This is a genomic window from Aeromonas sp. FDAARGOS 1414 (assembly GCF_019047065.1).
Taxonomy (GTDB): Bacteria; Pseudomonadota; Gammaproteobacteria; order Enterobacterales; family Aeromonadaceae; genus Aeromonas; species Aeromonas veronii_A.
Window position 1 is genome coordinate 2,431,513 of sequence record NZ_CP077210.1, and the last position, 13,664, is coordinate 2,445,176.

At 55.4% G+C, this 13,664-nt stretch carries 13 protein-coding genes; 1 reads left to right on the plus strand and 12 read right to left on the minus strand.

Features of this window, described 5'->3' with window-relative positions:
• Positions 1-48: 48 nt before the first annotated feature.
• From pflB to I6L44_RS10675, 5 genes are all read right to left on the minus strand, one after another.
• Positions 49-2,343, minus strand: a complete 2,295-nt coding sequence (gene pflB, locus I6L44_RS10655) for a formate C-acetyltransferase (RefSeq protein WP_216951786.1) — start codon at positions 2,341-2,343, stop codon at positions 49-51.
• 44 nt (positions 2,344-2,387) lie between these two features.
• Positions 2,388-3,596, minus strand: a complete 1,209-nt coding sequence (gene tdcD / locus I6L44_RS10660) for a propionate kinase (protein ID WP_216951787.1) — start codon at positions 3,594-3,596, stop codon at positions 2,388-2,390.
• 201 nt (positions 3,597-3,797) lie between these two features.
• On the minus strand, positions 3,798-5,129 hold the full coding sequence (tdcC, locus tag I6L44_RS10665) for a threonine/serine transporter TdcC (protein ID WP_216951788.1): 1,332 nt from the start codon (positions 5,127-5,129) through the stop codon (positions 3,798-3,800).
• An 11-nt stretch (positions 5,130-5,140) separates the two neighbouring features.
• Positions 5,141-6,145 (minus strand): bifunctional threonine ammonia-lyase/L-serine ammonia-lyase TdcB, encoded by a 1,005-nt coding sequence (tdcB, locus tag I6L44_RS10670; RefSeq protein ID WP_216951789.1) that lies wholly within the window; start codon positions 6,143-6,145, stop codon positions 5,141-5,143.
• A 359-nt stretch (positions 6,146-6,504) separates the two neighbouring features.
• A complete protein-coding gene (locus I6L44_RS10675) occupies positions 6,505-6,849 on the minus strand; it encodes a Grx4 family monothiol glutaredoxin (RefSeq protein ID WP_005353650.1) in 345 nt (114 codons plus the stop codon).
• 288 nt (positions 6,850-7,137) lie between these two features.
• Between I6L44_RS10675 and sodB the strand changes: the two genes are divergently transcribed.
• On the plus strand, positions 7,138-7,722 hold the full coding sequence (sodB, locus tag I6L44_RS10680; protein ID WP_005334664.1) for a superoxide dismutase [Fe]: 585 nt from the start codon (positions 7,138-7,140) through the stop codon (positions 7,720-7,722).
• 112 nt (positions 7,723-7,834) lie between these two features.
• On the opposite strand, the gene I6L44_RS10685 is transcribed toward sodB, so the two are convergent.
• The 7 genes from I6L44_RS10685 to ccmD all read right to left on the minus strand — a co-directional run bounded on the left by I6L44_RS10685 (position 7,835) and on the right by ccmD (position 13,663).
• On the minus strand, positions 7,835-8,647 hold the full coding sequence (locus I6L44_RS10685; protein ID WP_216951790.1) for a VacJ family lipoprotein: 813 nt from the start codon (positions 8,645-8,647) through the stop codon (positions 7,835-7,837).
• Positions 8,648-8,733: 86 nt separating this feature from the next.
• Positions 8,734-10,002, minus strand: a complete 1,269-nt coding sequence (gene ccmI / locus I6L44_RS10690; RefSeq protein ID WP_216951791.1) for a c-type cytochrome biogenesis protein CcmI — start codon at positions 10,000-10,002, stop codon at positions 8,734-8,736.
• Complete coding sequence (locus I6L44_RS10695; protein WP_216951792.1) at positions 9,999-10,478, minus strand: cytochrome c-type biogenesis protein; 480 nt, start codon at positions 10,476-10,478, stop codon at positions 9,999-10,001. Before I6L44_RS10695 ends, ccmI begins: the two co-directional genes overlap by 4 nt.
• Before the next feature lie 11 nt (positions 10,479-10,489).
• Entirely contained in the window at positions 10,490-11,020 is a 531-nt protein-coding gene (locus I6L44_RS10700; protein ID WP_216951793.1) for a DsbE family thiol:disulfide interchange protein, read from the minus strand.
• Positions 11,017-12,972: a heme lyase CcmF/NrfE family subunit gene (locus I6L44_RS10705; RefSeq protein ID WP_216951794.1), complete on the minus strand. Its 1,956-nt coding sequence runs from the start codon at positions 12,970-12,972 to the stop codon at positions 11,017-11,019. The genes I6L44_RS10700 and I6L44_RS10705 overlap by 4 nt, the downstream gene beginning before the upstream one ends.
• The gene (gene ccmE, locus I6L44_RS10710; RefSeq protein ID WP_005344003.1) at positions 12,969-13,460 is read right to left on the minus strand and encodes a cytochrome c maturation protein CcmE; all 492 of its coding nucleotides are present in this window, start codon (positions 13,458-13,460) and stop codon (positions 12,969-12,971) included. The genes I6L44_RS10705 and ccmE overlap by 4 nt, the downstream gene beginning before the upstream one ends.
• A complete protein-coding gene (gene ccmD, locus I6L44_RS10715) occupies positions 13,457-13,663 on the minus strand; it encodes a heme exporter protein CcmD (RefSeq protein WP_216951795.1) in 207 nt (68 codons plus the stop codon). Before ccmD ends, ccmE begins: the two co-directional genes overlap by 4 nt.
• Position 13,664: the final 1 nt, after the last annotated feature.

Genomic DNA, 13,664 nt, shown 5'->3' on the forward strand with positions numbered 1-13,664 from the left:
AAACAAAAAGTAGGCCCGGAGCAAGCCTGCTCACCCCGGGCATGAGAGTTACATCATGTTGGTGAAGGTTCTGGAGATGACGTCCTGCTGCTGCTCGCGGGTCAGGGCGTTGAAGCGCACCGCATAACCGGAGACCCGGATGGTCAGGCTGGGGTACTTGTCCGGATTGTCGATGGCATCCAGCAGCATCTCGCGGTTCATCACGTTGACGTTGAGGTGCTGACCCCCTTCCACATCCCGCTCATGATGGAAGTAGCCATCCATCAGCCCCACCAGATTGCTCTCGCGATTGGCCGGCTCCTTGCCGAGCGCCCCCGGCACGATGGAGAAGGTGTAGGAGATCCCGTCCTTGGCGTATTTGAACGGCAGCTTGGCCACCGAGGCGAGCGAAGCGACCGCCCCATTGCGATCCCGACCGTGCATCGGGTTGGCTCCCGGTGCAAACGGGGCACCGGCACGGCGGCCATCCGGGGTGTTGCCAGTCTTCTGGCCATAGACCACGTTGGAGGTGATGGTCAGGATCGACTGAGTTGGCACCGCATTGCGGTAGGTCGGCAGCGCCTGGATCTTCTTCATGAAGCGCTCGACCAGATCGCAGGCGATGGAGTCGGCCCGCTCGTCGTTGTTGCCGTACTGGGGATACTCCCCCTCAATCACGAAATCGACCGCCAGCCCGTCAGCATCGCGCACCGGCTTGACCCTGGCGTACTTGATGGCCGCCAGCGAATCGACCGCCACCGACAGACCGGCAATGCCGCAGGCCATGGTGCGATAGACGTCGCGATCGTGCAGCGCCATCAGCGAGGCCTCATAGCTGTACTTGTCGTGCATGTAGTGAATAAGGTTGAGCGCGCTGATGTACTGCACCGCCAACCAATCCATAAAGCTGTCGAGGCTGGCCATGACGGTGTCGTATTCCAGCACCTCGTCCATGATGGGGGCCACTTTCGGGCCAACCTGGATCTTCAGCTTCTCGTCCACGCCACCGTTGATGCAATAGAGCAGGGTTTTGGCGAGGTTGGCGCGGGCACCAAAGAACTGCATCTGCTTGCCGATCACCATCGGGCTCACGCAGCAGGCGATGGCGTAGTCATCGCTCTCGAAATCGGTGCGCATCAGGTCATCATTCTCATACTGCAGGGATGAGGTATCGATGGAGACGCGGGCCGCATAGGTCTTGAAGGCACGTGGCAACCCTTCCGCCCAGAGGATGGTGAGGTTAGGCTCGGGCGCCGGCCCCATGGTCTTGAGGGTATGGAGATAACGGAAGGAGTTCCTGGTCACCAGGGTGCGACCATCCAGCCCCATGCCGCCGATCACCTCGGTGGCCCAGATGGGATCGCCGGAGAAGAGGGAGTCAAACTCGGGAGTACGCAGGAAGCGCACCATGCGGATCTTCATGATGAAGTGATCGACCAGCTCCTGGGCATCCTGCTCGTTGATAAGCCCCGCCTTCAGATCCCGCTCGATATAGATGTCGAGGAAGGTAGCGGTACGACCGAGGGACATGGCCCCACCATTTTGCGACTTCACCGCCGCCAGATAAGCAAAGTAGAGCCACTGCACCGCCTGCTGGGCAGTGCGTGCCGGCCCGGAGATGTCAAAGCCATAGCTGGCCGCCATCTGCTTGATCTGCACCAGTGCCCGCTTGTGCTCGGCCAGCTCCTCGCGCTGGCGGATCACCTGCTCCAGCTGCTCTCCCCGCTCGAGAGCCGGTTGCAGATCGGCAAACTGCAGCTCCCGTTCACGGATTAGATAATCTATGCCATAGAGCGCCACCCGACGATAATCTCCGATAATGCGACCACGGCCGTAACCATCCGGCAAACCGGTCAATACCCCTGATTTTCGGCAGCGCAACATCTCGGGAGAGTAGACGTCGAACACCCCCTGATTGTGGGTTTTACGCAATTCGCTGAAGGTATATTCAAAATCGGGATCCATCTCCCGGCCATACGCTTCAAACGAGCTGCGGATCATATTTACGCCGCCAAACGGGTGCAGAGCTCTTTTAAGGGGCTTGTCGGTTTGCAGGCCAACGATTTTTTCCAGCCCCTGCTCGATATAACCCGGCCCATGGGCGGTGATTGTGGTGGCAATATTGGTATCAAAATCGACCGGTGCGTGGGTGGCATTCTCGATACGGATCCCCTCCATCACCTTATTCCACAAAGTGGTGGTCGCTTCGGTCGCATCTGCTAAAAACTGTTCGTCACCTTCATAGGGGGTGTAGTTCTGCTGGATAAAATCACGGACGTTGATCTCGTGCTTCCAGTTTTCACCGGCAAACCCTTGCCATGCCTGACGGAATTTATCCTGATCCAATTGCATATCAACTTTCATCAAATAAACCTCATTCACTACTCATGACACTACAGTGGAAGATGTCAGACGCACTCGGCCTGACGAACCAGCTGCCCCAGACGAATGGCATCCAGTGCGATCATTTTCTCTTCATTGGTGGGAATAACCGCCGCCAGCACCATGGACTCTGCCGCCGAAATCACCCGGCAGCCCTCGCTATTGGGACGCTGGTTAAACGGCTCACTGATCGCTACGCCAAATACCTGAAGTCGTTCGCATACCAGCTTTCTGATAAAGGCCGAGTTCTCGCCGATCCCGCCGGTGAAAATAACGGCATCCAGCCGGCGCAATGAGGTGGCATGGCCGCCGATATGGCGGGCAATACGATGGACAAAAGCGTGAATGGCCAATTTTGCCCCGGGATGTCCTTCGTGATAGGCAGCTTCCAATACCCGCATATCGGAGGAGAGCCCCGAAATACCCAGCAGGCCGGACTGCTTGTTCAATACCCGCTCGATATCCTCGATGGATTGCCCCGTCTTGCTGGCGATATAGGCCAGCGCGCCAAAATCGATATCACCGCTGCGGCTGCCCATGATCAGCCCCTCCAGCGGCGTCATCCCCATCGAGGTATCGACGCTCTTGCCATCCTGTACTGCGCAAACAGAGGCGCCATTACCCAGATGAGCAATGACCAGACCGGCATCGTGGCCATTCAACCCAAGGAAGGAGACCGCCTGCTCGGCGACATAGCGATGGGAGGTGCCATGGAAGCCATAGCGGCGCACGCCATAATCCTGCAGATATTGGTAAGGCAGCCCATAGATATAGGCTTCCGGCTTCAGGGTCTGGTGAAAACCGGTATCAAATACCGCAATTTGGGGTTGTGTGGGAAATAGCTGACGAGCCGCCATCACACCACTCAAATTGGCGTGATTGTGCAGGGGAGCCAAGGGTGACACCTGCTTTATTTTGGCCAATACATGTTCATCAATGATCACGGCTTCGCTAAATTCACTGCCACCATGAGCAATTCGATGACCCACCAGTGCAATGGCATCCAGCAGATCCCGTTTTTTCAATTCCGCCGCGATGGCAGCCAATGCACAGGTGTGGTTATTTTCAGCTAATGACATTGCGGGCTCTTTACCCACTTGCAATTGGGGATGGGCCGTCTCAATACCATCCGCCATACCGGATATCACCACCTCGCAGGTTTTACTATCCAGTACCGAGAATTTGACCGACGAAGAGCCGCAATTGATAACCAGAACCAACGAATCAAACTTCATTACATCGCCTCGATATTTATGCTGTCGAGTCACTGCTGTCAGAACATATTTACCACTGTGTTTAGTGGCCAAATAACGGATAGCCTTGCCCTCGGCCCAAATAATTGGGCCAACCAAGAACCGGTTATTGCGCGCTTCTGACTACGCCATGCAGACCCCGCCAAGGGGATCTGAATGGCTGATGACTTGCAGAAAAGGTTTTCAGAACAGCTTGGAAACAATATTCAGGATGGTCAGCACACCTATGATGGTGACAAACAGGTTGCTGGCCTGACCTTTATATTTTGCCAGTGCCGGTGTCTTGTTGACGGCATACATCGGCAGCAGACAGAGCAGGGAAGCGATGATCGGCGCCCCCATTGCCTCAATCAGGTCGAGGATGTTGGGGTTCACATAAGCGACCAGCCAGGTGGAGCCCATGATGAACAACATACTGACCATATTGAGTTTTTTACTGGAAACCTTGCTCTTGTCGCCCTGGTAGCCAAAGCGGAGGATAAGGCCGTTCAACCCTTCCAGCGTCCCCAGATAGTGGCCGAAGAAGGATTTGAAGATAGCAACCAGCGCGATAATGGACGCCGCATACTCCAGAGTGGTGGCAAACGCAGACTTGCTGCCCGTCATCGAGGAGAAGTGGTTGGCCAGATAGGAGAGCACCGGAATATTCTGGGCCTTGGCTTCCGCCATATTTTGCGGCGACAGGGTAAACAGGCAGCTGAAGGCAAAGAACATCACCACGGCCACCATCAGCATGCTGGCACCGGAGATAATCTTCGAGCAGCGCTTCTCGGTAAAATCACGACCGAACTCCTGCTCATACTCTTCCCGCTTGGAGACGATGAAAGAGGAGACAATCGGCGAGAAGTTGAAGGAGAAAACCATGATGGAGATCCCCAGCCAGACGGTGACCAGAATACCATCGTGACCGAACATGGATATCTCGCTAAGGTTGACCTGATCAAAGACGGCACTATTCCAGTACGGAACGAGGGAGAGAGAGATGACCACTAGGCTGGCGATGAAAGGAAATACCAGATAGCTCATTACGCGAACCATCAGATCCTTACCAAAATAGATCACAAATGCCATCAATAGCAGCAGCCCAAAGGCGACAACACCCCGATTAAGCGGCGCCATTTGCAGTTGATGCTCCCAGAATGCCATAAAGGTATTGGTGATCGTCACACCATATATCCACAGCAGTGGGCAGATGGCAAAGAAATAGAGGAAGGTAATCACTACCCCACCCATTTTGCCAAAATGTTCTTCAACGGTCTCGGTAATATTTGCCGATGGATTGCTGCCAGAAAGACATAATCTGGCCAACGCCCTGTGGCAATAAAATGCAATAGGGTAAGCCAGCACCAACATGATTAATATAGGTATCAGGCCACCATATCCGGCCCGAATAGGGAAAAATAGAACACCTGCACCGATCGCTGTACCAAACAGACCTAATCCCCATGTGGTATCCGATTTACGCCATGCACGTGTATTCTCTTTACTGCCGGTGACAACACTGTCTAATATCATGACTGCATTCCTTACAGGCTAAATTGACGAATATTGTTCTGTTCGATAATTTCGGTGATCCGGGTCAGGTCAATATTGCCACCAGAAATAATACTGACGGTTTTTTTGCCTTCGACATAATGTTTGAGTTTGCCGCTCAGCAGCGCTGCCGAGGCCAGAGCTCCCGCCCCTTCGGTAATCACCTTGTTGCGCTGAATAAGGTCAACCATGCTGTGACGAATATCATCCTCGGTGACCAGTACAATATCATCCACCAATTGTTTGACGATTTCGAAGGTCAGGGTGCCGGGTCTTGCCACGTCACAGCCATCGGCCAGCGTACTGCTGGTTCTGTGATTGGTAATGGTGCCTGCGTAGTATGAAGCCGCCATGCCGTGGACATTCTCCGACTGCACGCCAATCACCCGGATAGTCGGGTTGATGGATTTGATGGCCATGGCGACACCGGCAATCAGACCACCACCGCCAATCGGCACTATGATGTTATCGACATCATACAAATCTTCGATAATTTCTAGGCCGATGGTTCCCTGGCCGGCAATCACTTTTGCATCGTCAAAGGGGGGGATAAATACGCGGCCTTCCATCTCCACGATTTCGCTGACTTTGGCAATGGTGTCATTGAAACTATTGCCATGCAGAATAACTTCCGCCGAATAATCGCTGGTTGCAGCAATTTTTGATTTGGGTGCGCAGCAAGGCATGACCACCTTGGCATCAATTCCCAGCATGGCACTGGACAAAGATACCCCCTGCGCGTGATTACCGGCAGAGCAGGCGACAACACCTTTTTGACGATCCTCCAGACTTAATGAACTGAGTTTGTTGAAGGCACCGCGAATTTTAAAAGAGCCTGTACGTTGCATGTTTTCAAGCTTGAGGTAAACCTCGCCATGGCAACGTTCGCTGATGTAGTTAGAGGGTAATTGCGCGGTCTTGTATATATGGTTGGTCAGTCTTTTTTTGGCTTCGGTAATATCATGAAGACCAATGGGCAGATTGCTATACATCTTCATCGCAAATCTCTTTTTATTTATTAATTTGTAGGGTTTTATTTCACTGGGCGAAGCGATACTAGGTTCTATCACTTGCAATTAATGTGAGCATAAACACAAAAAAATCTACAAAGAGACTGCGTTACGGTGAAATTATCAAAAAATGTGATGGCAGCAACACTTGAATCCAAAATGATTAAAAAAAGTAATCGCAGATTGGGAAATCAATATGGTTAACAACTCCAAAACAAAGCGGCAAAGATTAGATTTTTCAGGGCGAACGCGTTGCTTTTTGCAACCGACAATCAGTTGCTTGCCTGCCAGAACCGGGATAATAAAAAAGGAGCCGATGTGGCTCCCTATCGACAACACAGGACCGATTACTCGGCTGCTGCATCATCTTTCTTGTACTTGGCAGCAGTCTCTTTGATCAGAGCCTGCAACTCGCCAGCCTGGAACATCTCGATCATGATGTCACAGCCACCGATCAGCTCACCTTCAACCCACAGTTGCGGGAAGGTCGGCCAGTTGGCGAATTTTGGCAATTCGGCGCGGATATCCGGATTCTGCAGGATATCAACGTAGGCAAACGGCTCGCCGCAGGACATCAGAGCCTGGGAGGCCTGGGCAGAGAAGCCACAGCTGGGTAGCTTGGGGGAGCCCTTCATGTAGATGATGATGGGGTTGTCAGCCAGCTGCTGCTTAATCTTTTCAATAGTTTCCATAGGTGCCTCACTAGAGCGATTTCGGCGGCCATTCTACTGCAATCTTGCCCGAGCACAAACTGACAAAGGGGTGACCCGGCTCGAATTGTGCAAAGAACCCACACAGGATTGATCGCGATCATGGCGCCAATCAAGAGTTGTTAGGCCATCTTTGATACTGCTACAATCCCTTGGCTTTGGGCTACCCAGCCCCATCATTTTAAAAACAACTCTTTTCACATATAGAAAAGAGTACGCAATGTCTTGCAACCGTCGCCTTCGCACGGTCCAGCCAATGGAGAGTAGAAAATGGCATTCGAACTTCCCGCTCTGCCCTATGCAATCAACGCTCTGGAACCGCACATCTCCCAGGAAACTCTGGAATATCACCACGGCAAGCACCACAACACCTACGTGGTCAACCTGAACAATCTGGTGCCGGGTACCGAGTTTGAAGGCAAGTCTCTGGAAGAGATCATCAAGACCTCCAACGGCGGCATCTTCAACAACGCCGCCCAGATCTGGAACCACACCTTCTACTGGCACTGCCTCTCCCCGAATGGCGGTGGCGAGCCGACTGGCGCCCTGGCTGATGCTATCAACAAGGCATTCGGCTCCTTCGCCGAGTTCAAAGATGCCTTCACCAAATCAGCCATCGGCAACTTCGGTTCCAGCTGGACTTGGCTGGTGAAAAAAGCTGACGGCTCTCTGGCTATCGTCAACACCTCCAACGCTGGCTGCCCGCTGACTGAAGCCGGTACCACCCCGCTGCTGACCGTTGACCTGTGGGAGCACGCCTACTACATCGACTTCCGCAACCTGCGTCCGAAGTACATGGAAACCTTCTGGGCTCTGGTTAACTGGGAATTCGTGGCCAAGAACTTGGCTGCCTAATCAGCCTCGCTTGCCAAAACGCCCCGCACTGCGGGGCGTTTTTTTATATCTAGATGGCTGCGTAAATGAAAGAGGCGCCCGCAGGCGCCTTTTACATATCGAGATAGCCAGTTTACTGGTCCAGCTCGTCCATGTATTCATCCAGATTGGCATCGTCGGCCTGCTCTTGCTGAGACGCTTTCAGCTCGGTCTGCTTGCCCGTCACCTTGCCCTGGTTATATTGCAGGTAGAAGTCCTTGGTTAGCGCATAGGGGTCGAGGGAGTTGTCGATGATCCGCTCCTGATCGATCAGCTTGGCGCGATTGCCCAAGCCATCCAGAACCCAATGAGTAACCCTTAACGGGATAGTCAGCAAGGCATAGGGGAAGTAGATGGTGTCAATGGTGTCACCAACCAGCTCCCGAGTGGTGGTCGGGCCGTAGACAGGCACCATGATGTAGGCACCATTACCGATATCGGCCCTGCCCAGCACTGTGTCCATCTCCAGCTTGTTGCGCTCGAGACCGGCATGTTTGGCCACATCGAAGATACCCAGCAGACCAACGGTGGTGTTGAGGGTAAAGCGCCCCAGGTTGGTCCCCGCCCCCTTCAAATCACCGGTGATCAGGTGGTTCACCATGCTGCTCGGTTCATCAAAGTTGGCAACAAAGTTGGCAATACCATCCTTCACCCCCACCGGAATATAGCGAGCGTAAGCATGTACCACAGGACGTGCTACATAGGGCTCCAGCACATCATAATTGACCGCCCACATGGCACGGTTTGCTCCCTGGAAGGGATCACGCGGGTCGGCCGCCGTACTGGTGGCGCCCGGACGATTCATACCGGGATTGAGATCCAGACTCTCTGGGCCAGGCTTGGGCGGGCCACCGGCACAACCAGCCAGCAAGAGGGCTGCCAGTATGGCCCCTGAACGAAGATACATATGATTGTCCTGACGTTTTATTTTGATTTATCAGAAGTATAGATAACCCGGCCCCTATCAAGGAGCCGGGTTATTCAAAGGACATATTAGAGGGCGTGATCGATACGGATGTCAATCGGAGCAGTAGGGGTCTCGGCCGTCTTGACCGGCACGGATACCCCTTCGAAGGCTCCTTCCTTGTTCATCACATTGCCACCGCGGGAGAGACGTGCCTTGAACTGCAGTTCTGGATACGCTTCCAGCTTGCTGCCCTCCATCATGGCGTCACCATCCCCCAGTGAAAGGGTGACAGGCAGGGTTGGCCCAGCGATACGTTTCACCGCGATGGGCATGGGTGGTCCGTTGGGCACCACGGCAAAGACGAAGAGGTGAGCATCTTCCGGCATCTGGATGCCCGCAGCCAGCGTGATGTGGATGGGGAACTCTCCCTCATTAACGTCAGACTGCTTTACCTGCTCTGTTCCCGTTTTGGCTGCGCCTGAATTCGTCACCTCTATGCCACGCTGCTTGAGCTGCGTGCGGGCATACTCCATGGAGCGCTCAACCATCACATAACGGGGAGAGCCTTTTTCCATCAAGGGCAACATCGCCTGCCAGCGAGACAGCGCGGTCTGGAAGTCCTCTTTCTGCAGCGCCATAAAGGCATAGACGGAGCGCGCCTCGATATTATCAGGCTCCTGCGCGATGGCTGCACGCAGCAGTGCATCGGCCTGCACCTCCTCCCCCGTCATCATCAGCGCTTGGGCATAGGGCACCGCCACCAGCGATTTCTGGGGAGCAAGCTTGTAGGCACGCGACAGCGCATCGTTGGCCATCTCGGGATCATTGCCATCCAGCGCCAAGCGTCCCAGCAGCAACCAGCCGCGGTAGTCGTTCGGTTCATCCTTGAGGCGGGTACGCAGTGCCAGCGTGAAGTCCAGCAGATCCTGCTCGGTTACCTGGGCATCCCGCTCCACCAGAATGCGGTTGCTGAGCTCGCCAAGACGGCTGCTGGCATCTTGCCAGCGACTCACCTCTTGCCAGGAGCCCAACTTGTAGTAGAGCCCCAGACTCACCACCAACAGCACCAGCACACCCGGGATCCAGATCAGACTCTTGCCACTGCGGGCAGTCTGCTCCACATCCGGGATATCATCCAAGAGGCTTCGTTGCAGCTCGACCAGCGAGTCGGACTCCTCAGCCAGGACACCCTGCTCGCGCTCTTCGCCAATCTCCAGCAGCCGCTGGCGATAGAGCTGTTTGTTGAGCGCCGAGCGACTGATGCTCTGGTTTCCCTCACTGCGCCACAACGGTAACACCAGAGCCAGACTCACCAGCACCAGCAGGGCCGCAATCACAATCCAAAAGGCGGTCATTGTTTCTCTTCCTCTTTGAGCAGCTCGGCCAGGCGACGCTGCTCTTCATCGCTCAGGGTGCTTTCCACAGGCTCTGACGTTGCCGCAGAGCGTCGGCTACGTATTACCACCACGCCGATGCCGATAACGATCACTAACAGCGGGCCAAGCCAGAGGATCAGGGTCGATGCCATCAAGGGCGGGTTATAGAGGATAAAGTTGCCGTAGCGGGCTACCATGTAATCCACGATCTCCTCTTTATCCTTACCCTCGCGCACCATCTGGTAGGTCTTGTCACGCAAGTCCTTGGCCAGCCCCGCATTGGAATCGGCGATATCCTGGTTCTGGCACTTGGGGCAGCGCAGCTCTTTGGTCAGTTCGCGAAAGACCTGCTCCTGATTGTCGTTGTCGAAGGTGTAGACATCGATAGCAGCCATGACCGGCGTTTGTGCCACCCATCCCAGCAACAGCAGCAGGGAAGCAATAAATACTCTCATCAGGACTCCCCTCACTTCATGGCATCAAAGATGGGTTTGAGGGTCGACGCCCAGTTCTCGGGGTTGATGTCCCCCACGTGGCGATAACGGATGATCCCCTTGCTGTCGATAAAGAAGGTCTCCGGCGCGCCATATACCCCGAGATCCAGCCCCAGCATGCCGTCCGGATCATAGATGTTGACCTGATAGGGGTTGCCCAGCTCCGCCAGCCATTTGATCGCCTTGTCGCGCTCATCCTTGTAGTTCATGCCGATGATGGGAATGCCCTGCCCCGCCAGCTGTTTGAGGTAGGTGTGCTCGCCATAGCAGGTGGGACACCAGGTAGCCCAGACGTTGAGCAACATGGGCCGGCCGGTCAGGATGGTGCGATCGTGCTGTTTGTTCAGATCGTAAATGTCCTGCAGGGTAAACACCGGTACCTCCTTGCCCACCATCACAGATTCGAGCTTGGTGGGATCGGAGTAGAGCCCCTTGAACAGGAACACAGCCCCCAGCAAAAAGACGATAAAGGGAATTAAAAACAACCAGACCTTTTTGTTCATGCCTTGGCTTCCTCCTCACGACGGCCGAAACGGTAACGCTTGTCGAGCATCGCCAGCACGCCACCGATAGCCATAAAGACGCCGCCGAACCAGATCCAGCGCACGAAAGGCTTGTAGTAGATCCTCACTGCCCAGGCATTGTTGTCTAGCTGCTCGCCAAGGGCCGCATAAAGATCTCGCGTGAAACCGGCATCGATGGCCGCTTCGGTCATCGGCATCCGGGTCACTGTGTACATCCGCTTCTCGGGCTTGAGCAGGGCGACCTGCTTGCCATTTTTGTGCACTTCCAGCACGCCCTTGAAGCCATCGTAGTTGGGGCCGTTCTTCTCTTTGATCCCGGCAAAAACGAACTCGTAATCGGCAAAGTGCACCCGATCACCCGCCTGCATCCGCAGATCCTTCTCGATGCTGTAGTTCTGGGTGCAGGCGATACCTATGATGCTGACTGCCAGCCCCACATGGCCAAGGATCATAGCCCAGTGACTGTTGCCAAGCTTGCGCACACCGACCGCAAAGCTGTGCTTGTGGGTCGCGCGCACCCAGGTCTCCTGCAGGCTGGTAACGATGACCCAGGCCCCAAGACCAATCCCCACCGCAGCCCACGGCTTGAAGGTTTCGGCAAAGATCAGCGGCAACAGCAGGGCTGCTGCCAGGCTCAGCACCAGCGCAAGAATCACCTTGCCCTTGAGCTCGCCAAGCTCCTGGCGGCGCCAGCGAAACAGCGGACCAACCCCCAGCAGCAGGGCAAACGGAATGATCAGCCAACTGTAGATATGGTTGAAGAAGGGAGTACCGATAGAGATGCTCCCCAGCCCCAGCTCCTTGTGCACCAGCGGCAGCAAGGTGCCGAGCAGCACAGTCAGCAGGCCAGCCACCAGCATGATGTTGTTGCAAAGCAGCAGGGTTTCGCGACTCCACAGCTCATGCTTGCCGTGGCTTTTCACCTGCGAACCTTTAAAGGCAAACAGCAGCAAGGATGAACCGATCACCGCCAGCAGGAAGCCGAGAATAAACAGGCCGCGGGTCGGGTCGGAGGCAAACGCATGCACCGACACCAGCACGCCGGAGCGCACTAGGAAGGTACCGAGCAGGCTCAGCGAGAAGGCCGAAAGGGCCAGCAGCACGGTCCACGCCTTGAAGGTGGCGCGCTTCTCGCTCACCGCCAGCGAATGCAGCAGAGCGGTACCCGCCAACCAGGGCATGAAGGAGGCATTTTCTACCGGATCCCAGAACCACCAGCCGCCCCAACCGAGCTCGTAGTAGGCCCACCAGGAGCCCAGCACTATGCCGAGGGTCAGGAATACCCAGGCCGCCATGGTCCAGGGGCGCGACCAGCGGGCCCAGGTTGCATCAAGACGACCGGTCATCAATGAGGCTATGGCGAAGGCAAATGCCACCGAGAATCCTACATAACCCATGTAGAGCATCGGCGGATGGAAGATCAGACCCGGATCCTGCAGCAGCGGATTGAGGTCACGGCCATCGACCGGAAAATAGGGCAAGGTGCGGGTGAAGGGATCAGAGGTGAACAGCACGAACGCGGTGAAACCGACCGAGATCAGCCCCAACACGCCGAGCACCCGCGCCACCGCATCGAGCGGCAGACGGCGGCTGAACATGGCTACCGCCGCAGTCCAGCCACCTAGGGTCAGTACCCACAGCAGCAGGGAACCTTCGTGGGCCCCCCACACCGCCGAGATACGATAGGCGAGCGGCAGCAGGCTGTTGGAGTTAGTGGCCACATACTGCACGGTAAAGTCGTTATCGATAAAGGCCCAGGTCAGGCAGAGAAACGACAGCAGCAGCAACAAAAACTGGGCATAGGCGAGCGGACGAGCCGCCGACATCATGCCAAGACGCCCCCGACTTGCGCCAAGCAGCGGATAGCTACCCAGCAACAGGGAGGTGGCAAAGGCCAGGATCAGCGCAAACTGTCCTAATTCCGGGATCATGGCTTATTCCCCTTCAACTGCGCATCGGTGTATTCAGGTTTGAAGTGCATGCCACTGGTGGCATCGGCCACTTCTGGCGGCATGTAGTTTTCATCGTGTTTGGCCAGTACCTCGAACGCTTCGACCGTGGTGGCATCCTTGAGAGTTCCTTGCGCCACAATCCCCTGCCCCTCGCGGAACAGATCCGGCAGGATGCCATCAAATTGCACCATCACCTGATGACCACCATTGTCGATCAGGTTGAAGCTAACCTTGAGGCTGTTCGGATCGCGCTTGACAGTGCCGGGGACCACCAGACCACCAATGCGCAGGCGCTGCCCCTCTTCCGGTTTGATCTTGTCCGGCCCCTTCCCTTCCACCAGCTCGCTCGGGGTATAGAAGAGGTCGATATTCTGACTGAGGGCGTAAAGCACCAGGCCGCTCACGGTGGCGAGGCCCAGGGTGATGGCCAGAATGATGGTGAGGCGTTTTTTGCGTCTCGGGTTCATAGGGTGTTCTCCATCTGCCGGGCCGCCTTGCGACGGCTCTCGCGTGCCTGCTTGCTGCGTAACTCATTAAACAGACGACGGGTTTTCATGCGGGTAGAAATGATGATACCGACCAGACAGAGCAGGGTCAGACCGAAGGAGAGCCAGACGTAGAAGGCGTAACCGCCCATCGCCAAAAAGTCACTGAATGAGGCAAAGTGCATG